Here is a 26,614-nt window from a genome sequence, read left to right on the forward strand (position 1 = left end):
ACAGTCTGTACTGCTGCGAACAGTCAGAATCGGGCATTTAGTCCCACCACCCCTTCAAGTCTAACCATACAAGCGGGTTTACCCGCGAAGAGGCCATCACAGGCTATGGGAATAAAGAAAGGGCGCCGAGGCGCCCTTGGTGGGTACAGCCGGGTTCAGAGGAACACGAACTTGGCAATGAAGATCGCGCACAGCACCCACAGACTGGCGGAGATTTCCTTGTACTTGCCGGTACCGGCCTTCAACGCCACATAGCTGATGAAGCCCAGGGCAATACCGTCGGCGACCGAGAAGGTCAGCGGCATCATGATCACCGTGACGATCGCCGGAATGCTGTCAGTCGCTTCGTCCCAGTGGATGTGCGCCATGCTGCCCATCATCAACATCGCCACGTAGATCAGCGCGCCGGCAGTCGCATAGGCCGGAATCATCCCGGCCAGCGGGGCGAAGAACATCGCTGCGACGAACAACAGGCCGACCACCACGGCTGTCAGGCCGGTACGGCCACCCGCCGCCACACCGGCGGCACTTTCCACATAGCTGGTCACCGGCGGCACGCCGACCACGGCGCCGAACACGCTCGATGCACTGTCAGCCTTCAAGGCCCGTGACAGGTTTTCGATACGCCCGTCCGGCGCCACCAGGTTGGCCCGCTGCGCCACGCCCATCAAAGTGCCGGCGGTGTCGAACATGTGCACGAACAGGAACGCCAGCACCACGCTGATCATGCTGACGTTGAACACCCCGGCCACATCCATGGCCATCCAGGTCGGGGCCAGGCTCGGTGGCATAGACATCACCCCGCCGAACTTGACCAGGCCAAGACCCCAACCGGCCAAGGTAACGCCGATGATGCTGATCAGGATCGCGCCGAACACCCGCTTGTAGCTGAGAATGGCGATCAGCAGGAAGCACACGGCCGCCAGCAGCGGCCCGGGTTCATGCAACGAGCCCAGCTTGATCAGGGTGGCCGGGCTGTCGACGATGATGCCGGCGGTCTTCAGGCCGATCAGCCCGAGAAACAATCCGACGCCGGCCCCCATGGCATGGCGCAGGCTGACCGGGATGCTGTTGAGCAACCATTCGCGCACTTTCGACAAGGTCAGGAACATGAACAGCACGCCCGAGACGAACACCGCCCCCAGTGCCGTTTCCCAGTTGTAGCCCATGGTGCCGACCACGGTGTAGGTGAAGAAGGCGTTGAGCCCCATGCCCGGCGCCAGGCCCACTGGCCAGTTGGCGTACAGGCCCATCAACAGGCAGCCCAGCGCGGCGGCGATGCAGGTGGCGACGAAAGCGGCGCCATGATCGATGCCGGCGTCGGCCATGATGTTGGGGTTGACGAAGATGATGTAGGCCATGGTGATGAACGTGGTCACCCCGGCGATCATTTCGGTTCTGACGGTGCTGCCGTGTTGCTTGAGTTTGAAAATCCGCTCCAGCCAGCTCGTTTCGAGCGGTGGGGCGAGATCCAGCGTAGGGGCGTCGGATTTGCGGCTTTCCACAGCGAGTACTCCTCAAGTCTTTCTTGTTGTTCTTGGGCCCGGTTCCTGCGCAATGCACTTGGCGGCCCCGCGAGGGAAGGCAGACGTCTGACCGTTTGTTGACTTTAGGGTCAAGAAGTTGCTCGGTGGATTATCCTTTTGTGTACAAAGAATGCAAATAATGTTTTATCTTTTGTGCGCGCAATGCGTCGTACAACGGCTATATAGGTAAAAGGCCACCTGCAGAAACGGCTCAGCCTGTGTACAATGGCGCCATACTTTCCTTCGTGCCTCGAGAGCCCATGAACGAACAGCTGCAACCTCTGAAAAAACCTGCGCGTGCCGGCAAGGCCGGCCGCAGTGGTACCCAGGACGACATCGTCTACGCGCATATTTTCGAGGCGATCCTCGAGCAGCGTCTGGCCCCGGGCACCAAGTTGAGCGAGGAAGCGCTGGGCGAGATCTTCGGCGTCAGCCGCACCATCATCCGCCGCGCCTTGTCGCGCCTGGCCCACGAAAGCGTGGTGCTGTTGCGGCCGAACCGCGGCGCGGTGGTGGCCAGCCCGACCGTGGAAGAAGCCCGCCAGGTGTTCTTCTCGCGGCGCATGGTCGAACGGGCGATCACCGAGCTGGCCGTGCAGCACGCCACCCTCGAGCAGCTCAACGAATTGCGGCAGCTGGTGCGTGACGAGCGCGACAGCTTCTCCCGCGGTGACCGCGGTGCCGGCATACGCCTTTCCGGCGAATTCCACCTCAAGCTGGCCGAAGCGGCGGGCAATGCACCGCTGGTGAGCTTCCAGCGCAGCCTGGTGTCGCAGACCTCGCTGATCATCGCCCAGTACGAAAGCGGCAACCGTTCGCATTGTTCGTATGACGAGCACATGCAGCTGATCGACGCCATCGAGGCGCGCGATGCCGAGCAGGCGGTGAGTCTGATGATGCACCACATGGATCACATCGACAGCAAGCTGAACCTGGACGAGGAAAGCGCCTCGGACGATCTGCATGCGGTGTTCTCGCATCTGCTGAAAAAGCCCAAGGTATCGGCCAAGGGTTGATCGTTTGCCTGGGTGATTGAAGGGGGGCCGCTTTGCGGCCCATCGCAGGCAAGCCAGCTCCCACAGGTACTGCGCAGGTCTTTGAGGTCAGCGCGGTTGTGCGGGAGCTGGCTTGCCGGCGATGGGGCGCGAAGCGGCCCCGGGCTTTCTGGCCATTAACCAAAGGTCTGCTAAATTCTTGTGAGCAAACCTTCATCAAGCAGTTGGGCTTGCGCATCCGTTGCGTTCAACTTCTTGAGGAAGGGACTCATGACCATCTCCCTGGGTAAACGAATGGCTGCCGAGCTGATCGGCACCTTCTGGCTGGTGCTTGGCGGCTGTGGCAGTGCGGTACTCGCCGCCAGTTCGCCGATCGGCATCGGTGTGCTCGGCGTCGCCTTCGCCTTCGGCCTTACCGTACTGACCATGGCCTTTGCCATCGGCCACATCTCTGGCTGCCATCTCAACCCTGCCGTGTCGTTCGGGCTGGTGGTGGGTGGGCGCTTCCCAGCGAAGGAACTGCTGCCCTACGTGATCGCCCAGGTGGTCGGCGCCATCCTTGCCGCCGGCGTCATCTACCTGATCGCCAGCGGCAAGGCCGGTTTCGAACTGTCGTCAGGCCTGGCCTCCAACGGCTACGCCGAGCATTCGCCCGGCGGCTACACGTTGGGTGCAGGCTTCATCAGTGAAGTGGTGATGACGGCGATGTTCCTGGTGGTGATCATGGGCGCCACCGATGCCCGCGCGCCGGCAGGTTTTGCCCCGATCGCCATCGGCCTGGCCCTGACCCTGATCCACCTGATTTCGATACCGGTGACCAATACCTCGGTCAACCCCGCGCGCAGCACCGGGCCGGCGCTGTTCGTCGGTGGCTGGGCGGTGCAGCAGCTGTGGCTGTTCTGGGTGGCGCCGCTGATCGGTGCTGCAATCGGCGGCGCGCTGTACCGCGGGCTGGCCAACGAGCCTTAGCGCTGGTGCACGCAACGCCCGGCGGCGTAGGTTTCGCGCACGGTGCGGTCGTCGCCCAGGGTGGTGAGCACGAACAGGGTCTCTTCGATGCTGTTGGACTGCTGAATGCGGTAGTCCAGCAGCGGCGTGGCCTTGTAGTCCAGCACCACGAAGTCGGCATCGTTGCCTGGGCGCAGGCTGCCGATGCGGTCGTCCAGGCGCAGCGCGCGGGCGCCGCCGAGGGTGGCCAAGTACAGCGACTTGTACGGGTGCAGGCGCGCACCTTGCAGCTGCATCACCTTGTACGCTTCGTTCAGGGTGTTGAGCAGCGAGAAGCTGGTGCCGGCGCCGACGTCGGTGCCCAGGCCCACGTTGACCTTGAAGCGCTCGGCCTGGGGCAGGTTGAACAGGCCGCTGCCGAGGAACAGGTTGGAAGTGGGGCAGAAGGCGACCGCCGAGCCGGTTTCGGCCAGGCGCTGGCATTCGTCATCGCACAGGTGCACGCCGTGGGCGAACACCGAGCGCTCGCCCAGCAGTTCGAAGTGGTCGTAGACGTCGAGGTAGCCCTTCTGCTCAGGGAACAGCGACTTGACCCAATCGATTTCCTTGAGGTTTTCCGACAGGTGCGTGTGCATGTACACGCCCGGGTGTTCCTTCAGCAATTGCCCGGCCAGGGTCAGCTGTTCAGGTGTGCTGGTCGGGGCAAAACGCGGGGTGACGGCATAGTGCAGGCGGCCCTTGCCATGCCAGCGCTGGATCAGCGCCTTGCTTTCGGCATAACCGGACTCGGCGGTGTCGGTCAGGTAGTCCGGGGCGTTGCGGTCCATCATGACCTTGCCGGCGATCAGCCGCAGGTCCAGGCGCTCGGCCTCCTCGAACAGGGCATTGACCGACTCCGGGTGCACGCTACCGAACACCAGCGCCGTGGTGGTGCCGTTACGCAGCAGTTCCTTGAGGAAAATCTTCGCCACCTGGTCGGCATGTGCCTTGTCGGCGAACTGCTTTTCGCAGGGGAAGGTGTAGGTATTCAGCCAGTCCAGCAGTTGTTCGCCGTAGGAGCCGATCATGCCGGTCTGCGGGAAGTGGATGTGGGTATCGATGAAACCCGGGGTGATCAGCGCATCCTGGTAGTGCTCGACCGGGATGTCGGCATCCAGCGTCGGCAGCAGCTCGCTGGCGTGGCCAACGGCGCTGATACGGCCGTCATCGACCACCAGCAGGCCGTCCTCGAAGTATTCATGGGAAGCCTCCAGGCCCACCTCGGCCGGGTCGGCGATGCTGTGCAGGATGGCGGCACGATAGGCTTTGCGGGTAACGGTCATATCACACTCGTCAAATGGCTTGGCTGCGCCGGGAGGGCGGCAGCAACTGGGCAATGGGGCCGGCATTGGCGGCAGCGTCGTGCTGGCCGAAGCAGGCGTTGTAGGTGGCGATGATTTCGGCGGCGATGGACACGGCAATCTCGATAGGCAACTTGCCTTTGACCTCGGCCAGGCCCATCGGGCAGCGCATGCGCGCCATCACGCCATCGTCGTAGCCGCGTTCGCGCAGGCGGTGTTCGAACTTGACCCGTTTGGTCTTCGAGCCGATCAGGCCGAACCAGGTGAAGTCGTTGCGCTTGAGGAGGGCGGCGGTCAGTTCCAGGTCGAGCTGGTGGTTGTGGGTCATGACGATGCAGTAGCAGCCTGGCGGCAGGTCTGCCACTTCGTCGACCGGGTCCTCGCTGACCACTTTGGTTACCCCGTCGGGGATCACCGCAGGGAATTCCTGCTCGCGCGAATCGATCCAGCGCACCCGGCAGGGCAGCGCGGCGAGCAAGGGTACCAGAGCCCGGCCGACATGGCCCGCGCCGAACACGGCGATCTGCGCCTGCACCGCAGCCATCGGTTCGAACAGCAGCACGGTGACGCCGCCGCAGCACTGGCCAAGGCTGGCGCCGAGGCTGAAGCGCTCCAGGTGCGGGGTGCTGCGCTGCGCTTCGAGCATCTGCCGGGCGATGTGCAGGGCCTTGTATTCCAGGTGGCCGCCGCCGATGGTGTCGTACAGGCCGGTGGCACTGACGACCATCTTCGAGCCGGCATTGCGCGGGGTCGAGCCGCGTTCCTCGATGATAGTGACCAGCACGCAGGCTTCGCCACGGGCTTGGTGGTCGGCGAGGGCGTTGATCCATTGGTGCATGATGCAACCTCTCTATAGGTGCGTCGCGATCCCTGTGGGAGCGGGTTCACCCGCGAATGCGGCGGTGAAGCCACTATCGCATTCGCGGGTAAACCCGCTCCCACAGGGCCCTGCATTGTCAGTGAGACACGGTTTCCAGTTCCGGCTCGGCAGGTTGCGCGGCAGCCAGCGCCTGACGCATCTGTTCGCAACCCCACAACACCCGCTCCGGCGTCGCCGGCGCATCGATGGCGGGCTGCACGCGGTAGTCAGCGATGCTGGCCACGGCGTCCTTGATCGCGCACCAGGCAGCGATGCCGAGCATGAATGGCGGCTCGCCCACGGCCTTGGAATGGAACACGGTGTCTTCCGGGTTCTTGCGGTTTTCCACCAGCTTCACCCGCAAATCCAGCGGCATGTCGGCCACTGCCGGGATCTTGTAGCTGGCCGGGCCGTTGGTCATCAGCTTGCCCTTGGCGTTCCACACCAGCTCTTCGGTGGTCAGCCAGCCCATGCCCTGGATGAAGCCACCTTCCACCTGGCCGATGTCGATGGCCGGGTTCAGCGAGTCACCCACATCGTGCAGGATGTCGGCGCGCAGCATCTTGTACTCGCCGGTCAAAGTGTCGACGATCACTTCCACGCAGGCAGCGCCGAAGGCGAAGTAGTAGAACGGCCGGCCGCGTGCCTGGCTGCGGTCGTAGTAGATTTTCGGGGTGCGGTAGAAGCCGGTGCTGGACAGCGACACCTGGGCGAAGTAGGCCTGCTGCACCAGCTGCTCGAAGCTGACGATCTGGTCGCGCATGCGCACATGGCCGTTGCGGAACTCGACGTCTTCTTCGGTCACCTGGTAATGCCGCGCGGCGAACTCGGTGAGGCGCTTCTTGAGGATTTCGGCAGCATTCTGCGCGGCCTTGCCGTTCAGGTCGGCACCGCTGGACGCGGCGGTCGGCGAGGTGTTGGGCACCTTGTCGGTGTTGGTCGCGGTGATCTGGATACGGCTGAAATCGACCTGGAAGATCTGCGCCACCACCTGTGCCACCTTGGTGTTCAGGCCCTGGCCCATCTCGGTGCCGCCGTGGTTCAGGTGGATGCTGCCATCGGTGTAGATATGGATCAGCGCACCGGCCTGGTTGAGGAACGTGGCGGTGAACGAAATGCCGAACTTGACCGGGGTCAGCGCCAGGCCCTTCTTCAGGATCGGGCTGTTGGCATTGAAGCGGCGGATCGATTCGCGGCGCTCGGCGTAGTCGCTGCTGGCTTCCAGCTCGGCGGTCATCTCCTCGAGCATGTTGTGCTCGACGGTCTGGTAGTAGTGGGTGACGTTGCGCTCGGTCTTGCCGTAATAGTTGGCCTTGCGCACGGCCAGCGGGTCGCGGCCCAGGTGGCGGGCGATGTGGTCCATCACCTGTTCGATGGCGACCATCCCCTGTGGCCCGCCGAAGCCGCGGTAGGCAGTGTTGGACGCGGTGTTGGTCTTGCAGCGGTGGCCGTGCACGGTGGCATCGCCCAGGTAGTAGGCGTTGTCGGAGTGGAACATGGCGCGATCGACGATCGAACCGGACAGGTCGGGCGAATAGCCGCAGTTGCCCGCCAGGTCGAAGTTGATGCCGTGCAGGCGCCCGTCGTCGTCGAAGCCGACGTCGTACTCGACGTAGAACGGGTGACGCTTGCCGGTCATGGCCATATCTTCGACCCGGGGCAGGCGCATCTTGGTCGGCTGGCCGGTCAGGCGCGCCACTACCGCGCACAGGCACGCCGGGCTGGCGGCCTGGGTTTCCTTGCCGCCGAAACCACCGCCCATGCGGCGCATGTCCAGCACCACCTTGTTCATCGGTACGTCGAGCACTTCGGCGACCAGCTTCTGCACTTCGGTGGGGTTTTGCGTGGAGCAGTAGACGATCATGCCGCCGTCTTCGGTGGGCATCACCGAGGAAATCTGTGTTTCCAGGTAGAAGTGCTCCTGGCCACCGATGTGCAGGGTGCCCTGGAGGCGGTGCGGGGCACTGGCCAGTGCCGCCGCGGAGTCGCCCCGCTGGTGGGTATGGCTGTCGAGTACGAAGTGCTTCTTGCGCAGGGCTTCGACCACATCCAGCACCGGCTCCAGGTCTTCGTACTCGATGATCGCGGCCATGGCCGCACGGCGCGCGGTGTCGAGGTCGCGGGCGGCCACGGCGAGTACCGGCTGGCCGAAGAACTCGACCTTGTCGATGGCCAGCAGCGGGTCGCCGGCGACCACCGGGCCGATGTCCTTCAGGCCGGGGATGTCTTCGTGGGTGATGGCGATGCGCACCCCCTCGAAGGCGTAGCACGGCGTGGTGTCGATGCGCAGGATGCGCGCATGGGCGCGGTCGGCGGTGCGCGCATAAACGTGCAGCTGGTTGGGGAATTCCAGGCGGTCGTCGATGTACAGCGCCTCGCCGGCCACATGCTTGTCGGCGCTGTCGTGCTTGACGCTGCGGCCGACCCCGGTGGTCAGGTCCTGGCTGAACAGTTCGGCCATCTCGGCCTGGCTCTTGGCTACGTGATGGTTAGACATAAGCGGTCACCCGGGTTTCGATGTACGGCGTTTGCTGTTCGATGAAGTACTTGCGCAGCAGGTTCTGCGCGGTCAGCAGGCGGTACTCCTTGCTGGCGCGGAAGTCGCTGAGCGGGGTGAAGTCTTCGGCCAGCGCCTGGCAGGCGCGCTCGACCGCCGCCTGGTTCCACGGTTTGCCGCGCAGCGCCGCTTCACAGGCACGGGCCCGTTTGGGAGTTGCCGCCATGCCGCCAAAGGCGATACGCACACCGCTGACCACGCCGTCTTCGATGCTCAGGTTGAAAGCCCCGCATACGGCGGAGATGTCATCGTCCAGGCGCTTGGACACCTTGTAGGCGCGGAACGCCCAGTCGCTGCTGGCGCGCGGCACGATGATCTTCTCGATGAACTCGCTGTCCTGACGGGCAGTGATGCGGTAGTCGATGAAGTAGTCCTCCAGCGGCATCACCCGCTGGCGCTCGCCCTGGCGCAGGACGATCTGCGCATCCAGGGCAATCAGCAGGGGTGGCGAGTCGCCGATCGGCGAGGCGTTGCCGATGTTGCCGCCCAAGGTGCCCTGGTTGCGGATCTGCAGCGAGGCGAAGCGGTGCAGCAGGGCGCCGAAGTCGGGGTACTCCTCGTTCAGTGCGCCATAGCAATCGGTGAGCGGTGTAGCGGCGCCGATTTCCAGGTGGCTGGCGGTCTTCTCGATGCGCTTGAGCTCGGCCACATGGCCGACGTAGATCATCACCGGCAGGGTCTTGTGGAACTGGGTCACTTCCAGCGCCAGGTCGGTGCCGCCTGCCAGCAGCCGCGCTTCGGGGTGCGAGCTGTACAGGTCGGCCAGGTCGGCCACGGTCAGCGGCACCAGGCAGCGCTTGTCGCCGCTGTTCAGCTCGCCGGTCTGGGTCGGCGCGATGGCCTTGAGGCGGTCGATGGTCTGCGCCTGTTGCGCATCGAACTGGTCACGGCATGGCTGGCGACAGCTCTGCTCGGCGGCATCGAGAATCGGCCGGTAGCCGGTGCAGCGGCACAGGTTGCCAGCCAGGGCTTCCTGGGCCTGGTGCAGGTCGGGGCCGCTGCTGTTCTTCTGCAGGGCGAACAGCGACATGACGAAGCCGGGGGTGCAGAAGCCGCACTGCGAGCCATGGCAATCGGCCATGGCCTGTTGCACGCTGTGCAGCTGGCCCTGGTGCTTGAGGCCCTCGACGCTGATCAGCTGCTTGCCGTGCAACGACGAAACGAAGGTCAGGCACGAGTTGAGGCTGCGGTAGCGCAGGCTGTCGTTGCCCTGGTCATCCTGGGTCAGTTCGCCGACCACCACGGTGCAAGCACCGCAGTCACCACTGGCGCAGCCCTCCTTGGTGCCGGGTTTGCCCAGGTGCTCGCGCAGGTATTGCAGCACCGTCATGTTCGGGTCCAGGGCGTGCTCACTACGCAGCTCCTGGTTGACGAGAAACTGGATCACGGGGATAGCCTCGCAATGGTTTTATTGTTGTTGGGCGGACTCTAAGCAAGAGCTGTCCTGCTGGTCAATAATTTTCTGACTCAAAGGTCAAGAAATTGCTCATGTCCCTGCCCGACGCTTCACGGTGCCCATGTTCCAAGCATAGATCGCGCCCGCCAGGTGGCTGTCCGGCAGGTCAAATAAAGCGCCTGCCCCCTCTGCGCGACGAGTGGCCAAGTACGCTACAATCCGCCCCTTGTGCCCAGTTCAATGATTTTGAAGGATAACCATGACGTTCAAGGCCCCGGACAGCCTCTCCGAGCAGATTGCCGATTACCTGGCCGAACGCATCATCCGCGGCGAGCTGGCGCCAGGCGAGCGCATCCAGGAGCAGAAGGTTACCCAGGCCCTCAACGTCAGCCGCGGTTCGGTGCGCGAAGCACTGCTGATCCTCGAACGCCGCCACCTGGTGGCGATCTTGCCGCGCCGCGGCGCGCATGTGACCGAACTGGACGAGCGCAGCGTGCGCAGCCTGTGCACGCTGATGGGCGAGTTCTACATCCTGCTGGGTAACGCGGTCGCACAAAAATGGCGCACCGATGCCGACCTGCGCCCGTTCCTGGATATCCAGCAGCGCCTGCAGCAAGCCCATGAGCAAACGGACATCGAGGCCTTCGTCGCCCACAGCTTCGCGGTCATGCGCGCGGCCTATCCGTTCGCCGACAACCCGTTCCTGCAGGAAACCGTGGAAAACCTGCAGCCGGCCATGAGCCGTGCCTATTACCTGTCGCTGGAGCAGCGCCAGGCCAACATGATCGACTACCTGGACCTGTTCGCCCGCCTGCTCGACGCCGTGGTCGCCCGTGACCTGCCGCGCATTCGCGAGGTGCTCACCGCCTACGGCCAGCGCAGTTGCGAACTGGTGCTGGCGGCGCTGGCCCGAGGCTGACCGATGCGCCTGAAGTGCATTCGCCTGGCCGGCTTCAAGTCGTTCGTCGACCCGACCACGGTCAACTTCCCCAGCAACATGGCGGCCGTGGTCGGGCCCAACGGTTGCGGCAAGTCCAACATCATCGACGCCGTGCGCTGGGTGATGGGCGAAAGTTCGGCGAAAAACCTGCGCGGCGAGTCGATGACCGACGTCATCTTCAATGGCTCCAGCGGGCGCAAGCCGGTCAGCCAGGCCAGCATCGAACTGGTGTTCGACAACAGCGAAACCACCCTGGTCGGCGAATATGCCGCCTACGCCGAGATCTCCATCCGCCGCAAGGTCACCCGCGACGGGCAGAACAGCTACTACCTCAACGGCACCAAGTGCCGCCGGCGTGACATCACCGACATCTTCCTCGGCACCGGCCTGGGGCCACGCAGCTACTCGATCATCGAGCAGGGCATGATCTCCAAGCTGATCGAGGCCAAGCCCGAAGAGCTGCGCAACTTCATCGAAGAAGCGGCCGGCATTTCCAAGTACAAGGAACGCCGCCGCGAAACCGAGAGCCGCATCCGCCGTACCCAGGAAAACCTGGCGCGCCTGACCGACCTGCGCGAAGAGCTGGAGCGTCAGCTGGAACGCTTGCAGCGCCAGGCCCAGGCAGCCGAGAAATACCGCGAGTACAAGGCCCAGGAACGCCAGCTGAAGGCGCGCCTGTCGGCCTTGCGCTGGCGCGACCTGGACGAGCGGGTGCGCCAGCGCGAAGCGGTGATTGGCGATCAGGATGTGTCGCATGAGGCGCTGGTGGCCGAGCAGCGCAATGCCGATGCCAGCATCGAGCGCCTGCGCGACGGCCATCACGAATTGTCCGAACGCTTCAACCAGGTACAGGGCCGCTTCTACTCGGTGGCCGGGGACATCGCCCGGGTCGAGCAGAGCATCCAGCACGGCCAGCAGCGCCTGCGCCAGTTGCAGGACGACTTCAAGGAAGCCGAACGCACGCGCCTGGAGACCGAATCGCACCTGGGCCACGACCGCACCCTGCTGGCCACCCTCGGCGAAGAGCTGGCCATGCTCGAGCCCGAGCAGGAAATGACCCTGGCCGCTGCCGAAGAGGCGGCTGCCGCCCTGGAAGAAGCCGAAGCTGGCATGCACGGCTGGCAGGAGCAATGGGACAGTTTCAACAGCCGTTCGGCCGAGCCGCGGCGCCAGGCCGAAGTGCAGCAGGCCCGCCTGCAGCAGCTGGAAGCCAGCCTGGAGCGCCAGGCCGAACGCCAGCGCAAGCTGGGCGAGGAGCGCGAGCAACTGGGCAGCGACCCGCAGGAAGCTGAGCTGCTCGAAGGGGCCGAGCAGCTGGCCAGCAGCGAAATGCTGCTGGAAGCCCTGCAACTGGACGAAGAACAGGTGGTCGAGCGCCTGGAAGGCGTGCGCGAGCAGTTGCAACAGGCCACCCAGGCCCAGCAGCAGGCGCAGGGTGACCTGCAACGCCTGGGCGGCCGCCTGGCTTCGCTCGAGGCTTTGCAGCAGGCTGCCCTGGAGCCGGGAGCCGGCGCTGCGGACTGGTTGCAAGGGCAAGGCCTGGCGCAACAACCGCGCCTTGCCGAAGGGTTGCGCGTGGAACCGGGTTGGGAGCTGGCGGTGGAAACGGTGCTTGGCGCCGACTTGCAGGCCGTGCTGGTGGACGATTTCGCTCGCCTCGAATTCGCCGGGCTGGAGCAGGGCGAATTGCGCTTGCTGCAAGCCGGCAGCCCTGGTTCCGCGTTGCCCGGCAGCCTGCTGGACAAGGTCGATGGCCCGATCGACCTGACGCCCTGGCTGGGCCAGGTCAAACCCGTGGCAGACCTGGCCCAGGCGCTGGCTCAGCGTGCCTCGCTCGGCGACGGCCAGAGCCTGGTCAGCCGTGATGGCTATTGGCTTGGCCGGCACTTCCTGCGGGTGCGCCGAGGTGGCGAAGCCGAAGGCGGGGTACTGGCGCGCGGCCAGGAAATCGAACGCCTGGGCCACGAGCAGATGGAACAGGAAGCGGCGCTGGAGCAGCTGGAGCAGCAACTGCAGGGCCTGCGCGAGCAGCAACTGGGCCTGGAAGAGCAGCGTGAACAGCTGCGCCGTCGCAGCCAGGAAGAAAACCGCCTGCACGGCGAACTGAAGGCCAACCTGTCGGCCAGCCGCGCCCGCGCCGAGCAAGTCGAGCTGCGCCGCCGGCGCTTGCAGGAAGAACTGGCCGAACTGGACGAACAGCGCGCCCTGGAGCATGAGCAACTGGGCGAAGCGCGCTTGCTGCTGCAAGAGGCCCTGGAACTGATGGCCCAGGACACCGAGCAGCGCGAGCAGCTGATGGCCCGCCGCGACACCCTGCGCGAAAGCCTCGACCGCGTGCGCCAGGAAGCCCGCCAGCACAAGGACCACGGCCACCAGCTGGCCGTGCGCCTGGGCTCGCTGCGCGCCCAGCACGATTCCACCCGCCAGGCCCTGGAGCGTCTGGAACAACAGGCCGCGCGCCTGAGCGAGCGCCAGGAGCAGCTGAGCCTGAACCTGGAAGAGGGCGCCGCGCCGCTGGAAGAGTTGCGCCTGAAGCTGGAAGAGTTGCTGGAGCGGCGCATGAGCGTCGACGAGGAAATGCGCCAGGCTCGCCTGCACATGGACGAAGCCGACCGCGAACTGCGCGATGCCGAGCGGCGCCGTACCCAGGCCGAGCAGCAGGCGCAACTGCTGCGTGGCCAGCTGGAGCAGCTGCGCCTGGAGTGCCAGGGCCTGGATGTGCGGCGCAAGACCTTGCAAGAGCAATTGCTGGCCGATGGCTACGACCTGCAAGGCGTGCTCGCCACCCTCGAGGCTGACGCCAGCGAGCAGGGCACCGAACAGGAACTGGAGCAGCTCGAAGCGCGTATCCAGCGGCTGGGCGCGATCAACCTGGCCGCCATCGAAGAGTATGAGCAGCAGTCCGAGCGCAAGCGCTACCTGGACGCTCAGGATGCCGACCTGGTCGAGGCCCTGGAGACTCTGGAAAACGTCATTCGCAAGATCGACAAGGAAACCCGCAACCGCTTCAAAGATACCTTTGATCAGATAAATGCCGGATTACAGGCACTTTTCCCAAAAGTTTTCGGTGGTGGCAGCGCTTATCTGGAACTGACGGGCGAAGATCTACTCGATACAGGGGTGACGATCATGGCGCGGCCACCGGGCAAGAAGAACAGCACCATCCATCTGCTGTCCGGCGGCGAAAAAGCACTGACCGCCTTGGCGCTGGTGTTCGCCATCTTCAAGCTGAACCCCGCACCGTTCTGCATGCTCGATGAAGTCGATGCGCCGCTGGACGATGCCAACGTCGGGCGTTACGCCCGCCTGGTCAAGGAAATGAGTGAGAGCGTGCAATTCATCTACATCACCCATAACAAGATTGCCATGGAGATGGCCGATCAATTGATGGGGGTGACCATGCACGAACCGGGCTGTTCACGCCTGGTGGCGGTCGATGTGGAGGAGGCGATGGCCATGGTCGACGCCTGAGACTGCAGTTCGAGGGCATTTCCATAGCGAAATGCCCCCGTCATGTGCGACAGACGGTGTAAAGTTGTCTTTGGTCGTGCTAGCTTAATGTCACTCGTTTTTTGCGTGGGTAAAACGCCTGTCAGAACATAGAGTTGGCGCCACGTGTTAAAGGGCTTTGAACCCTTTGTTTTCAAGCATATTTTTATAGAGGCACGGGATTACATGGAAATCGGTCTGCGCGAGTGGCTGATCGTCATCGGCATCATTGTCATTGCCGGGATTCTTTTCGACGGCTGGCGCCGCATGCGCGGCGGAAAAGGCAAGTTGAAATTCCGTCTGGATCGCAGTTACTCCAACCTGCCGGACGATGAGGGCAATGCCGAAGTGCTTGGCCCGTCGCGGGTGCTGGATACCCACAAGGAGCCTGAGCTTGACGAAAGCGACCTGCCGTCGCTCAGCGCTTCCGGGCGTGATCGCGAGCGCGAGCCGAAACCGGCCAAGGCCGGCAAGCGCGGCAAGCGTGCCACTGCTGCGGCCGATGCGCAGCAGGGCGACCTGAACCTGAGCGCCGAGCCGCGCGAGGCCGACCTGTTCGCCGACAGCGATGACGACTTTGCCGCGGACAACAACCGCAGCAGCGCCAGCGCGCCTGCCAGCAGCAGCGTCAAGGAGCTGCCGCCGGCCGAAGAGGTGCTGGTGATCAGCGTGATCTCCCGCGACGAGGGTGGCTTCAAGGGCCCGGCGCTGCTGCAGAACATCCTGGAAAGCGGCCTGCGCTTTGGCGAAATGGATATCTTCCATCGCCACGAGAGCATGGCTGGCCACGGCGAAGTGCTGTTCTCCATGGCCAACGCCGTCAAGCCCGGCGTGTTCGACCTGGACGACATCGATCATTTCAGCACTCGCGCGGTGAGCTTCTTCCTCGGCCTGCCGGGCCCGCGTCATCCGAAGCAGGCCTTCGATGTAATGGTGGCCGCGGCGCGCAAGCTGGCTCACGAACTGAACGGCGAGCTCAAGGACGACCAGCGCAGCGTGCTGACCGCCCAGACCATCGAGCACTATCGCCAGCGTATCGTCGAGTTCGAACGCCGCGCGCTGACCCAGAAGCGCTGACAGATCCAGACGAAAGAGCAGCCTGAGGGCGTGCTGGTCGGTTCGGGTGTCGCTGTTGCCTGTGCCGGCCTCTTCGCGGGCTTGCCCGCTCCCACAGGCGCATCACTGCCTTTGAGGCTTGTGTTGTCCCTGTGGGAGCGGGCAAGCCCGCGAAGGGGCCGGCACAGGCAGTGGATACCTCAAACCCCGGCACCCCTCAAGCTGCTCTTTTGCTTTGCAAGAGAAGACAAATCCGATGACCGCCGAAACCCGTATCCACGAACTGCGTGCCGAGCTCGACCAGCACAACTACCGCTACTACGTGCTCGATGAGCCGAGCGTGCCCGACGCTGAATACGACCGTCTGTTCAACGAGCTCAAGGCGCTGGAAGCCGAACACCCGCACCTGGTCACCCCCGACTCGCCGACCCAGCGCGTCGGCGGCGCTGCCCTGGCCGCGTTCAGCCAGGTGCGCCACGAAGTGCCGATGCTCAGCCTGGGCAACGCCTTCGAAGAAGCCGACCTGCGCGAGTTCGGCCGGCGCGTGGTCGATGGCCTCGACCAGCCCGGTGCGGTCGATTACAGCTGCGAACCGAAGCTCGATGGCCTGGCCGTGAGCCTGTTGTACCGTGACGGCCAGCTGGTGCAGGGCGCCACCCGTGGCGACGGCACCACCGGCGAGGACATCAGCGCCAACGTGCGCACCGTGCGCAACATCCCGCTCAGGCTGCAAGGCGAGGGCTGGCCGGCGGTGCTGGAGGTGCGTGGCGAGGTCTACATGAGCAAGGCCGGTTTCGACCGGCTCAACGCCGCCCAGGCCGAAGCCGGTGGCAAGACCTTCGCCAACCCGCGCAACGCTGCTGCCGGCAGCCTGCGTCAGCTGGATTCGAAAATCACCGCTAGCCGCCCGCTGGAGTTCTGCTGCTACGGCGTCGGCCAGGTGTCCGCCAGCATCGGCGACAGCCACATTGGCATCCTTGAACAGCTCAAGGTCTGGGGCCTGCCGATCAGCCGCGAGCTCAGGCATGCCGCCGGCATCGAAGAGTGCCTGGCGTACTACCGCGACATCGGCGAGCGGCGCAACAGCCTGCCCTACGAGATCGACGGTGTGGTGTTCAAGGTCAACAGCCTGGCCGCCCAGCGCGAACTGGGCTTCCGTGCCCGCGAGCCACGCTGGGCGATTGCCCACAAGTTCCCGGCCATGGAAGAGCTGACCGAGGTGCTCGACGTCGAGTTCCAGGTCGGCCGTACCGGCGCGGTAACGCCCGTGGCGCGCCTGAAACCGGTCAAAGTGGCCGGCGTGACCGTGTCCAACGCCACCTTGCACAACATGGACGAAATCGCCCGCCTGGGCCTGCGCATCGGCGACACGGTGATCATCCGCCGCGCCGGTGACGTGATCCCGCAGGTAATGCAGGTGGTGCTCGAGCGCCGCCCGGAAGATGCCCGCGCGGTACAGGTGCCCAGTGAATGCCCGGTGTGCGGCTCGCAGGTCGAGCGTACCCAGCTGGTCAAACGCAGCAAAGGCAAGGCAACCACCAGCGAGGGTGCGGTGTACCGCTGCGTCGGGCGTCTGGCCTGCGGTGCCCAGCTCAAGCAGGCGATCATCCACTACGTGTCGCGTCGCGCCATGGACATCGACGGCCTGGGCGAAAAAAGTGTCGAGCAACTGGTGGACGAAGGCCTGATCGGCTCGCCGGCCGACCTGTACAAGCTGCAGTTCGAGCAGGTCGTCGGCCTGGAAGGTTTTGCCGAAGTCTCCAGTAAAAAATTGCTGGATGCCATCGAGGCCAGCAAGCGCCCGAGCCTGGCGCGTTTCATCTACGCGCTGGGCATTCCGGACGTAGGCGAGGAGACCGCCAAGGTGCTGGCCCGTTCGCTGGGCAGCCTGGCACGCGTGCAGCAGGCGTTGCCGCAGGTGCTCACCTACCTGCCGGACATCGGCCTGGAAGTTGCCTACGAGATCCACAACTTCTTCGAGGACGCGCACAACCAGAAGGTCATCGAGCAGCTGCTGGCCAGTGGCATGCAGCTGCAGGACGAAGGTGAGCTGGCTGCCGAGTTCGCCGCCAGCACCACCTTGGCCGGCCTGATCGCCAAGCTCGACATCGCCTCGGTCGGGCCGACCGGTGCGGAAAAGCTGGTGGCCCGGCTCGACAGCCTGGACAAGATCATCGCCGCCGACGGCATCGACCTGCGCCAGGCCTTGAATGCCAAGCAGGCGGACGCGGTGCGCGAGTTCTTCAGGGATGAAGCCAACCAGCAGCTGGCACGCGACATCGAGGCCCAGTTGCTGGCGTTCGGCATGCACTGGCGCAGCGAGAAGAAAGTTGCCGAAGGCTTGCCGCTGGCCGGCCAGACCTGGGTGCTGACCGGTACCCTGGAGCGCATGAGCCGCGACATTGCCAAGGAAAAGCTGGAAGGCCTGGGTGCCAAGGTAGCCGGTTCGGTGTCCGGCAAGACCCACTGCGTGGTGGCAGGGCCGGGGGCGGGTTCGAAGCTGGCCAAGGCCAGCGAGCTGGGGGTGACGGTGCTCGATGAAGATGCTTTCGTCGCTTTCCTGGCGGAGCAGGGCATCGCGGTTTAAGCACCGCGCGGCCCACTGTGGGAGCGGGCATGCCCGCGAACACCGGCAAAGCCGGTGCCATCCCCCGCAGCGCCTGCTTCGCGGGCATGCCCGCTCCCACAGGTTGCGCGCTGGTTTTGCTGCCAGCGCCAGCCAGGCCCTGACAAGTCATTGAGAAATGATGACTTTTTCTCCGTCCAGAGGTTGTATCTCCCCTCAAGACCGGTACAATGGCGCCACTCGCTGTTCAGCGAGCTCTGTAGTGGTGGCCCCATCGGTCCCCCCGCATTGATTACCCGTTAACCTGGTCAGGCCCGGAAGGGAGCAGCCATAGCGGGAACATCGAGTGCCGGGGTGTGGCTGGTGGGGCTGCCTCCATTTCAGGTCCTTGAAAGTTCAAGGATTGCTCGCTCCAGAATCTTGAAGTTGAATTGTCCTTGGTGTCTCTACCAGGTGTTCGGCTATGCCCCTCGGTTTTTACTTCGCCTCAGTCCGGCCAACACCCAGCGCCATGCTTCGCGTACGGCCTTGCTTGAGACCGTACGCCAACCACACACCGAACGTTTACAGGTTGTACTTTTCGTCGATCCTGCGCTTATCGAGCGTGTAGCGCTTGAGGTCGATCGAGTCCGACTCCAGCTGGGCATCAAGCGCGTCCATGTCGCGCTTTTTCAGCGTGGCAAGGTGGGCTTTGGTGGCTTGGTAGTTGAGCATCTCTGCGGCGTCATGCCCGCTGACCGGGTCCCACAGAATGGAGATCGGCCACAGCAGCAGGTTCACCACGCCAAAGCCGTATGCGCGGCCGTAGAACGAGCCGCCACCTGGCAGCAAGCCAAGGCCGGCGGCCAGCCCGGGGCTCTTTTCCTGAACCGCGAGGTTTCTGGCGCGATAGCTGGCAAGTTCCGACTCCTGGGCCGAATTGAGGCCGGTAGCACAACCCGTAGTCAGTGCTATCAGGGCGGCAGCGGTCAAATTGCGTACTGTGGACATACAGCATTTCCTAATTGTGGGTACTGTTCTCGGCGCATCCTAGGCGCAGAGGCGCGCCACTTTACACTGGGGAGTGGCGCATTGATATCGCTTGGCGGAAGTCATGCAGAGCGGGTGCTCATTCAGGGCGGTTCAAGGCAGCCGTTGATCGGTTTTGCTTCCTTCCTTGCCCCGCCGCCGACAACTTCATTAGCCGCTGGAATTTCGCGCATGCCAGGTGATCCTCCTGCGGGCAATGCGCCGCATGCCGCAAGCCCTTGCTCATCGCCTGCAAGCGTTTGATCCGGGCATCCAGTTCGTCGGCCTTGGCGAGCAGCATCTGCCGGTCGACCTGCAGGTCCACCAGCATCGTCCCCACTTCATCCAGCGAAAACCCTGCCGCCTGGCCCAGGGCGATCAAGGCCAGCCGGTCTGCCACATCGGCTGCAAACTGCCGCCGCTGGCCGCGCCCGGCCAGCGACTGGAGCAGACCTTTGTTCTCGTAGTAACGCAGCGTCGAGGCGGGTACGCCTGTGCGTTTGGCGACGTCGGCAATGTCCATTTCGGGCCCTTGACTTGAAGTTGACTTCAACTTCTATGCTGCGCGGCAGGGTGAATACCGTCAATCTTCGAGGGCTTTTCAATGACGTTTACTGCGATGATTTCTGCTGCCTTGCCGATTGGCATCGGTGCCACGGTGGTGATGGATGTGTGGGGGTTGCTGCTGCGTCGGCTGGGTATTGCCACGTTGAATTTCGCCATGCTCGGGCGTTGGGCCGGGCATCTGTGCAGCGGTCGTGTTCGGCACCAGGCGATTGCCAAGGCCGAGCCGGTACGGCACGAGCTGGCCTTGGGCTGGGGGATGCATTACGCCATCGGCCTGCTGTTCGCGATGCTGCTGGTCGTGGTTGCAGGGGAGGAGTGGCTAATGGCGCCGACGCTGTGGCCTGCGCTGGCGGTCGGCGTGGGGACGGTCGTGGCACCGTTGTGTTTCATGCAGCCGGCGATGGGGGCGGGGTTCTTTGCCTCGAAGACCCCGACGCCTGCGCGTAATTGCCTGAAGAGCCTGGCCACGCATGTCGTGTTTGGCGTGGGGTTGTTCTTGAGTGCGGGCCTGGTTGCGGCTGGGTGAGGACTGCGCTTGCCCGCTACCACAGGGATCGCGCAGGCTTTGAAAACATCAGCCGGGTGGTTGCACAGGGTGCAATTTTGCCCCCGCTCCGCTAGCATTAGCGATCTTCCGCTCGATCAGGCTGCGATGGTTTTTCGATGAGTTATCAGGTTCTTGCACGTAAATGGCGTCCGCGCTCGTTCCGCGAAATGGTCGGCCAGGCCCATGTGCTCAAGGCCTTGATCAATGCCTTGGACAACCAGCGCCTGCACCACGCCTACCTGTTCACCGGTACCCGTGGCGTGGGCAAGACCACCATCGCCCGTATCATCGCCAAGTGCCTGAACTGCGAAACCGGCATTACCTCCACGCCCTGCGGTACCTGTTCGGTGTGCCGAGAGATCGACGAAGGCCGTTTCGTCGACCTGATCGAGATCGACGCCGCCAGCCGCACCAAGGTCGAGGACACCCGCGAACTGCTCGATAACGTGCAGTACGCCCCGAGCCGTGGACGCTTCAAGGTCTACCTGATCGACGAAGTGCACATGCTCTCGAGCCACTCGTTCAACGCCTTGCTCAAGACGCTGGAAGAGCCGCCGCCCTACGTCAAGTTCATCCTCGCCACCACCGACCCGCAGAAGCTGCCGGCCACCATCCTGTCGCGCTGCCTGCAGTTCTCGTTGAAGAACATGAGCCCGGAGCGGGTGGTCGAGCACCTCAGCCACGTGCTCAGCGCCGAGAACGTGCCGTTCGAGCCCGACGCCCTGTGGTTGCTGGGGCGCGCGGCCGATGGTTCGATGCGCGACGCCATGAGCCTGACCGACCAGGCCATCGCCTTTGGCGAAGGCAAAGTGCTGGCCGCCGATGTGCGGGCCATGCTCGGTAGCCTCGATCACGGCCAGGTCTACGGGGTGCTGCAGGCGCTGCTCGAAGGCGACGCCCGGGCCTTGCTGGAAGCCGTGCGCAACCTGGCCGAGCAGGGGCCGGACTGGGCCGGGGTGCTGGCCGAAATGCTCAATGTGCTGCACCGCGTGGCGATTGCCCAGGCGCTGCCGGAGGCGGTGGACAACGGCCAGGGCGATCGCGAACGGGTGCTGGCGCTGGCCCAGGCGCTGCCGGCCGAGGATGTGCAGTTCTATTACCAGATGGGCCTGATCGGCCGCCGCGACCTGCCGCTGGCGCCAGACCCGCGCGGTGGCTTCGAGATGGTCCTGCTGCGCATGCTGGCGTTCCGCCCGGCCGACAGCGACGACGCGCCGAAGCCGCTACTAAAGCCAGTGGGGATCAGCCAGGCCACAGCTGATCCTGCAACACCGGTGGCAGCGCCTACGGTTGCCGTGGCGCCACCAGCCGCTGCTGTCGTGGCGCCTGCTGCACCGGTTGTTGCGCCGCCGGCGCCGGTCGAACCTGTGCCACAACCGGCTGAAACGCTGGTGGCAGCTGAACCTGCGCCGGTCCCGGTCAGCGAACCGGAACCTGAACCTGAACCGGAGCCGGTCGCAGCGGTGGTTGACCTGCCATGGGAAGAGCCTGCGCCCGCTGTGCCTGCGCCGGTCGCGGCGGCGCCCGAAGTTGCGCCGACGCCGACCCCTGCGCCGACCCCTGCGCCCGTAGCCCCGGCACACGACGACGAGCCGCCCTTCGACCCGTCCGCCTACGCTGCCGTGGGCATGGACCGCGACGATGAGCCGCCGCTGGACGAAGACTATTACGGTGGCGAGAGCGACCCGGCAGGCTTCAGTTACCTCGACGAACTGGCCGAGCATGTGCAGGAAGAGCCGCCCAAGCCGGCAGCCGAACCGCTGCCGGCAGCCAGGCCGGCCACCGGCCTGGCCCTGCAATGGCTGGAATTATTCCCACAGTTGCCTGTATCCGGGATGACAGGCAACATCGCGGCAAACTGTACGTTGATTGCTGCCGATGGCGACGACTGGTTGCTGCACCTGGACCCTGGCCAGGGTGCGCTGTTCAACGCGACCCAGCAGCGGCGCCTGAACGAGGCGCTCAACCAGCACCTGGGGCGCACGTTGAACCTGCGCATCGAGCTGATCCTGCCCGAGCAGGAAACCCCGGCCCAGGCGGCGGCGCGCAAGCGCAGAGAGCGCCAGCACGAGGCCGTTGCGTCGATCGAGCAGGACCCGTTGATCCAGCAGATGATCAAGCTGTTCGGTGCCAAGGTCCGGCAGGATACTATTGAACCTGTAGAAGCCCTGGCCGATCAGGGCCAGTAACGGATAACCATGCGGCCGGCCCGGTGCCGGGCCGCATCACATGACCCAATCGAGGTATACCCCATGATGAAAGGTGGCATGGCCGGCCTGATGAAGCAGGCCCAGCAGATGCAGGAAAAGATGCAGAAGATGCAGGAAGAGCTGGCCAACGCCGAAGTCACCGGCCAGTCCGGTGGTGGCCTGGTGAGCGTGGTGATGACCGGTCGTCACGATGTGAAGCGCGTCAGCATCGACCAGAGCCTGATGTCGACGGATGAAGACGACAAGGAAGTGCTGGAAGACCTGATCGCCGCCGCGCTGAACGACGCCGTGCGCAAGATCGAGCAGAACAGCCAGGACAAGATGGGCAGCATGACCGCCGGCATGCAGCTGCCGCCGGGCTTCAAGATGCCGTTCTAAGGGCATTTGCGTGACCGAAACCGCCGCTGATGTTCAGCGGCGGTTTTTTTTGTGCGTTCTCGCGGCCGACGCGGTTTGCTTTTATTGTGGAAGCAATTGTCTTGCTCAATTTTTGAAACACTGGCGCCAACTCTGTGGGAGCGGGCCAGCCCGCGAACACCGGCGCAGCCGGTGCCAGCCACTGCGTCGCCTGCTTCGCGGGTGAAGCCGCTCCCACACGTGCTCAGGGCACCTCCGGCATTCAGCTTGCCATTCACCGCTCGCACTCCAGATTATAATCCCCTCTCAAAACACAAGGCCGCTCCCATAGAAAAAGCAGACGGCGCAGGGCTGGAGGCGGATTTGACGCCACTGCCCCCGCTGGGTATAAACCGCCTCTTATTGAATTATCAGGCCTTTCCCATGAGCTTCAGCCCCCTCATCCGCCAACTGATCGACGGCCTGCGCATTCTGCCGGGTGTCGGCCAGAAAACCGCCCAGCGCATGGCCCTGCAACTGCTCGAGCGCGACCGCAGCGGCGGCTTGCGCCTGGCTCAAGCCTTGACCCAGGCCATGGAAGGGGTGGGGCATTGCCGCCAGTGCCGTACCCTCACCGAGCAGGAGCTGTGCCCGCAATGCGCCGACACGCGCCGTGACGACACCCAGTTGTGCGTGGTCGAAGGGCCAACCGATGTGTATGCGGTGGAGCAGACCGGCTACCGTGGCCGCTATTTCGTCCTCAAGGGCCACCTGTCGCCGCTGGATGGCCTGGGGCCGGAGGCGATCGGGATTCCGCAGCTGATGGCGCGGATCGAGGAGCAGGGCACCTTTACCGAGGTGATTCTGGCGACCAACCCGACGGTGGAAGGCGAGGCGACGGCGCATTACATTGCCCAGTTGCTGAGCGAGAAAGGCTTGGTGGCGTCGCGGATTGCCCATGGCGTGCCGTTGGGCGGCGAGCTGGAGATGGTGGATGGCGGGACCCTGGCCCATGCCTTCGCCGGGCGGCGGCCGATTTCGCTCTGATCCGGAATTGCCGGAGCCGCTTTGCGGCCCATCGCCGGCAAGCCAGCTCCCACAGGATTATCGCAGGCCTGAAGGCAGCGCTTTACCTGTGGGAGCTGGCTTGCCGGCGATGGGCTGCAAAGCAGCCCCAAAAGCCGACTCAGTATTCGCTGAGGGAAAACTCGGTCAGGCAGAAGGTCGGCACACCGGCCGCCTGCAAGCGGCGCGAACCGTCCAGTTCCGGCAGGTCGATGATTGCCGCCGCCTCGAACACCTGCGCCCCGGTACGCCGCACCAGGTTGGCCGCTGCCAGCAGGGTACCGCCCGTGGCGATCAGGTCATCGAAGATCAACACCGAATCCCCTTCGCACAGGCTGTCGGCATGCACTTCCAGGAAGGCTTCGCCGTATTCGGTCTGGTACCCCTCGCTCAACACATCAGCCGGCAGCTTGCCTTGCTTGCGGAACAGGATCAGCGGCTTGTTCAGCTGGTGGGCGATGATCGAACCGATCAGAAAGCCGCGCGCGTCCATGGCACCGATATGGCTGAACTCGGCCTCTACATAGCGCTCGATGAACTGGTCGGCCACATAGCGCAGCCCGCGCGGCGACTGGAACAGCGGGGTGATGTCGCGGAAGATCACGCCCGGCTTGGGGAAGTCCACTACCGGGCGGATCAGGGCTTTGAGGTCGAAGGCGTCGCTGTGCATTGTTGCGGGTATCCTGGGAAAACGAATGGCCAAGTATACCCGCTAAACGCCGGCCTCAGGCCTCGATTGCACCACCGGCCAGCGCGCACAGCTGGATCGGGTCGAGGATGTGCACTTCCTTGCCTTCGGCGCGCAGCAGGCCGTTCTGCTGGAAGCGGGTGAACACTCGGGAGACGGTTTCTACCGCCAGGCCCAGGTAGTTGCCGATTTCGTTGCGCGACATGCTCAGGCGGAACTGATTGGCCGAATAGCCGCGGGCGCGGAAGCGCGCCGACAGGTTGACCAGGAAGGTGGCGATACGCTCGTCGGCGGTCTTTTTCGACAGCAACAGCATCATTTGCTGGTCGTCGCGGATTTCCCGGCTCATCACCCGCATCAGCTGTCGCCGCAGTTGTGGCAACTGCACCGACAGCTCGTCGAGGCGCTCGAACGGGATTTCGCAGACCGAAGTGGTCTCCTGGGCCTGGGCCGAGACCGGGTAGGCCTCGGTGTCCATGCCCGACAGGCCGACCAGTTCGCTGGGCAGGTGGAAGCCGGTGATCTGTTCTTCGCCGCTGTCGCTGAGGCTGAAGGTTTTCAGGGCGCCGGAACGTACCGCGTAGACCGAGCCGAAATTGTCGCCCTGGCGGAACAGGAACTCGCCTTTTTTCAACGGCCGCCCACGCTTGACGATTTCATCCAGTGCATCCATGTCTTCCAGGTTCAGCGACAGGGGCAGGCACAGGGGGGCCAGGCTGCAGTCCTTGCAATGGGCCTGGTTGTGTGGGCGCAGTTTGACTGGCTCGGACATTTTCATTCGATCCTTGTGGGAAAGCACACATAAGACGTAAGGGTAACTCACGACGTAGTTGTAGGCCAGCGTGCGCTGATGTGTACGAACTGGCCAGCCCCGGCGGGTGCGCGCCGGGGCTTTCGCTGTGCCCATAGTGTGCCTGGCAAGGAAACTTGTCCATGCGGTCGAACGACTCGGCTTCAGATCACCCGCGAGAAGCGCTGGCGGTTGTGCATCGCCAGGTAGGCGTCGAACACCATGCACACCGAGCGCGCCAGCAGGCGGCCGGCCGGCAGGATGCGGATGCCGCGGTCGTCCAGGCGGATCAGGCCGTCACGCTGCAAGGTCAGCAGTTCTGGCCAGAGGTCGTTGAAATAGCCGCGAAAATCGATGGTGAATGCCCGCTCGATCGGCTCGAAATCCAGCTCGAAATGGCAGATCAGTTGCTGGATCACTGCCCGGCGTATGCGGTCGTCGTGGTTGCACAGCAGGCCGCGCTGGGTCGCCAGCTGGGCGTTGGACAGGCTGTCCTGGTAGGTGTTGAGGTCGCTGCTGTTCTGGCAGTACAGGTCGCCGATCTGGCTGATGGCCGACACCCCCAGGCCGATCAGGTCGCAATGTCCGTGGGTGGTGTAGCCCTGGAAGTTGCGCTGCAGGGTGCCTTCTTCCTGGGCGATGGCCAGCTCGTCATCGGGCAGGGCGAAGTGGTCCATGCCGATGTAGCGGTAGCCGGCCGCGGTCAGCTGGTCGATGGTGTTGTGCAGCATCTCCAGCTTGGCCGCTGCGCTGGGCAGGTCATTGCTGTCGATGCGCCGTTGCGGCATGAAGCGCTCGGGCAGGTGCGCGTAGTTGAACACCGACAGGCGGTCGGGTTGCAGGCGGATCACCTCTTCGACGGTGCGGGCAAAGCCTTCCGGGGTCTGCTTGGGCAGGCCGTAGATCAGGTCGAGGTTGACCGAGCGGAACTGCAAGGTGCGCGCGGCTTCGATCAGGGTGCGGGTCTGCTCCAGGCTCTGCAGGCGGTTGACTGCGCGCTGCACGGCCGGGTCGAGGTCCTGCACGCCCAGGCTGACGCGGTTGAAGCCCAGTTCGCGCAGCAGGCCCATGCTCGACCAGTCGGCCTCGCGCGGGTCGATCTCGATGCCATAGTCGCCGGAGTCGTCGTCCAGCAGGTGGAAGTGCTGGCGCAGGGTGGCCATCAGCTGGCGCAGTTCCACATGGCTGAGGAAGGTCGGGGTGCCACCGCCGAAATGCAGCTGTTCAACACGCTGTTTAGGGTCGAGGTGGCAGGCGATCAGCTGGATTTCCTGCTCCAGGCGCTGCAGGTAGGGCGCGGCACGGCCACGGTCCTTGGTGATGACCTTGTTGCAGGCGCAGTAGTAGCAGATGTTGGCGCAGAACGGCACGTGAACGTACAGCGACAGCGGGCGCACGGCCCGACGGCTCTCGCGCAGTGCGTGGAGCAGGTCGAACGAGCCCACTTCGCTGTGCAGTTGCACGGCGGTCGGGTAGGAGGTGTAGCGTGGCCCGGCGAGATCGTAGCGGCGGATCAGGTCGGTATCCCAACGTAGGTCGTCGAGCATGAGGGCGGTCCCCGGAAAGAGCAGCAGTGCACCGGAGTCTAGGGCTGTCTGTAGGAAACTGTGTTGATTTGTATCAAGGGCAACCGGTGGTGGATTCTGGGGCTGCCATGCAGCCCAATCGCGACACAAGGCCGCTCCCACAAGCATGCGCGGTCCCATGTGGGAGCGGCCTTGCGTCGCGATT

General features: G+C 64.3%; 20 protein-coding genes and 1 other RNA gene. 11 read left to right on the forward strand and 10 right to left on the reverse strand.

The annotated features are described in order from the left end of the window. Nucleotides 1-155: 155 nt before the first annotated feature. Nucleotides 156-1,475, reverse strand: a complete 1,320-nt coding sequence (locus C6A77_RS14845) for an NCS2 family permease (protein WP_241507426.1) — start codon at nt 1,473-1,475, stop codon at nt 156-158. A 311-nt stretch (nt 1,476-1,786) separates the two neighbouring features. Here C6A77_RS14845 and C6A77_RS14850 point away from each other — a divergent pair, with 311 nt between their 5' ends. Both C6A77_RS14850 and aqpZ read left to right on the forward strand, forming a co-directional pair. Next, nucleotides 1,787-2,542: a GntR family transcriptional regulator gene (locus tag C6A77_RS14850; protein WP_114170150.1), complete on the forward strand. Its 756-nt coding sequence runs from the start codon at nt 1,787-1,789 to the stop codon at nt 2,540-2,542. Nucleotides 2,543-2,791: 249 nt separating this feature from the next. Further along, the gene (gene aqpZ, locus C6A77_RS14855; protein WP_114170151.1) at nt 2,792-3,490 is read left to right on the forward strand and encodes an aquaporin Z; all 699 of its coding nucleotides are present in this window, start codon (nt 2,792-2,794) and stop codon (nt 3,488-3,490) included. Here aqpZ and guaD read toward each other — a convergent pair. The 4 genes from guaD to xdhA form a co-directional block, all read right to left on the reverse strand. Next, complete coding sequence (gene guaD, locus C6A77_RS14860; protein ID WP_114170152.1) at nt 3,487-4,791, reverse strand: guanine deaminase; 1,305 nt, start codon at nt 4,789-4,791, stop codon at nt 3,487-3,489. The two genes, aqpZ and guaD, sit on opposite strands and share 4 nt — an antisense overlap. Nucleotides 4,792-4,801: 10 nt before the next feature. Further along, complete coding sequence (gene xdhC, locus C6A77_RS14865) at nt 4,802-5,647, reverse strand: xanthine dehydrogenase accessory protein XdhC (protein ID WP_114170153.1); 846 nt, start codon at nt 5,645-5,647, stop codon at nt 4,802-4,804. Between the two features lie 118 nt (nt 5,648-5,765). Further along, nucleotides 5,766-8,165, reverse strand: a complete 2,400-nt coding sequence (gene xdhB / locus C6A77_RS14870; RefSeq protein ID WP_114170154.1) for a xanthine dehydrogenase molybdopterin binding subunit — start codon at nt 8,163-8,165, stop codon at nt 5,766-5,768. After that, on the reverse strand, nt 8,158-9,612 hold the full coding sequence (xdhA, locus tag C6A77_RS14875) for a xanthine dehydrogenase small subunit (protein WP_114170155.1): 1,455 nt from the start codon (nt 9,610-9,612) through the stop codon (nt 8,158-8,160). Before xdhA ends, xdhB begins: the two co-directional genes overlap by 8 nt. Nucleotides 9,613-9,880: 268 nt before the next feature. Here xdhA and C6A77_RS14880 point away from each other — a divergent pair, with 268 nt between their 5' ends. From C6A77_RS14880 to ffs, 5 genes are all read left to right on the forward strand, one after another. Further along, nucleotides 9,881-10,540, forward strand: coding sequence for a GntR family transcriptional regulator (locus C6A77_RS14880; protein WP_114170156.1), 660 nt, complete (start codon nt 9,881-9,883; stop codon nt 10,538-10,540). A 3-nt stretch (nt 10,541-10,543) separates the two neighbouring features. Then, nucleotides 10,544-14,032: a chromosome segregation protein SMC gene (gene smc, locus C6A77_RS14885; protein WP_114170157.1), complete on the forward strand. Its 3,489-nt coding sequence runs from the start codon at nt 10,544-10,546 to the stop codon at nt 14,030-14,032. Nucleotides 14,033-14,236: 204 nt separating this feature from the next. Beyond that, nucleotides 14,237-15,127: a cell division protein ZipA gene (gene zipA / locus C6A77_RS14890; RefSeq protein WP_114170158.1), complete on the forward strand. Its 891-nt coding sequence runs from the start codon at nt 14,237-14,239 to the stop codon at nt 15,125-15,127. Nucleotides 15,128-15,362: 235 nt separating this feature from the next. Next, nucleotides 15,363-17,693 carry an NAD-dependent DNA ligase LigA gene (gene ligA, locus C6A77_RS14900; protein WP_114170159.1) on the forward strand — a complete coding sequence of 777 codons (2,331 nt, stop codon included), beginning with the start codon at nt 15,363-15,365 and terminating at the stop codon, nt 17,691-17,693. 251 nt (nt 17,694-17,944) lie between these two features. Further along, nucleotides 17,945-18,041, forward strand: an RNA gene (ffs, locus tag C6A77_RS14910) — signal recognition particle sRNA small type. 195 nt (nt 18,042-18,236) lie between these two features. On the opposite strand, the gene C6A77_RS14915 is transcribed toward ffs, so the two are convergent. Next, entirely contained in the window at nt 18,237-18,662 is a 426-nt protein-coding gene (locus C6A77_RS14915) for a hypothetical protein (protein ID WP_114170161.1), read from the reverse strand. A 118-nt stretch (nt 18,663-18,780) separates the two neighbouring features. Then, on the reverse strand, nt 18,781-19,203 hold the full coding sequence (locus C6A77_RS14920) for a helix-turn-helix domain-containing protein (RefSeq protein ID WP_114170162.1): 423 nt from the start codon (nt 19,201-19,203) through the stop codon (nt 18,781-18,783). Between the two features lie 81 nt (nt 19,204-19,284). Between C6A77_RS14920 and C6A77_RS14925 the strand changes: the two genes are divergently transcribed. The 4 genes from C6A77_RS14925 to recR all read left to right on the forward strand — a co-directional run bounded on the left by C6A77_RS14925 (nt 19,285) and on the right by recR (nt 23,387). Continuing rightward, complete coding sequence (locus tag C6A77_RS14925) at nt 19,285-19,773, forward strand: DUF2938 domain-containing protein (RefSeq protein WP_114170163.1); 489 nt, start codon at nt 19,285-19,287, stop codon at nt 19,771-19,773. Between the two features lie 137 nt (nt 19,774-19,910). After that, nucleotides 19,911-21,983, forward strand: a complete 2,073-nt coding sequence (dnaX, locus tag C6A77_RS14930) for a DNA polymerase III subunit gamma/tau (RefSeq protein ID WP_114170164.1) — start codon at nt 19,911-19,913, stop codon at nt 21,981-21,983. Nucleotides 21,984-22,046: 63 nt separating this feature from the next. Further along, on the forward strand, nt 22,047-22,382 hold the full coding sequence (locus tag C6A77_RS14935; protein WP_028692865.1) for a YbaB/EbfC family nucleoid-associated protein: 336 nt from the start codon (nt 22,047-22,049) through the stop codon (nt 22,380-22,382). Between the two features lie 402 nt (nt 22,383-22,784). Beyond that, nucleotides 22,785-23,387 carry a recombination mediator RecR gene (gene recR, locus C6A77_RS14945; RefSeq protein ID WP_114170166.1) on the forward strand — a complete coding sequence of 201 codons (603 nt, stop codon included), beginning with the start codon at nt 22,785-22,787 and terminating at the stop codon, nt 23,385-23,387. Nucleotides 23,388-23,526: 139 nt separating this feature from the next. Here recR and C6A77_RS14950 read toward each other — a convergent pair whose 3' ends face one another. The 3 genes from C6A77_RS14950 to hemN all read right to left on the reverse strand — a co-directional run bounded on the left by C6A77_RS14950 (nt 23,527) and on the right by hemN (nt 26,430). Then, a complete protein-coding gene (locus C6A77_RS14950; protein ID WP_009683910.1) occupies nt 23,527-24,075 on the reverse strand; it encodes an adenine phosphoribosyltransferase in 549 nt (182 codons plus the stop codon). A gap of 55 nt (nt 24,076-24,130) precedes the next feature. Beyond that, nucleotides 24,131-24,865, reverse strand: coding sequence for a Crp/Fnr family transcriptional regulator FnrA (gene fnrA, locus C6A77_RS14955; RefSeq protein WP_012273416.1), 735 nt, complete (start codon nt 24,863-24,865; stop codon nt 24,131-24,133). A gap of 182 nt (nt 24,866-25,047) precedes the next feature. Continuing rightward, on the reverse strand, nt 25,048-26,430 hold the full coding sequence (gene hemN, locus C6A77_RS14960) for an oxygen-independent coproporphyrinogen III oxidase (RefSeq protein WP_114170167.1): 1,383 nt from the start codon (nt 26,428-26,430) through the stop codon (nt 25,048-25,050). Nucleotides 26,431-26,614: the final 184 nt, after the last annotated feature.

The organism is Pseudomonas sp. AFG_SD02_1510_Pfu_092, assembly GCF_003331055.1.
Lineage (GTDB): Bacteria > Pseudomonadota > Gammaproteobacteria > Pseudomonadales > Pseudomonadaceae > Aquipseudomonas.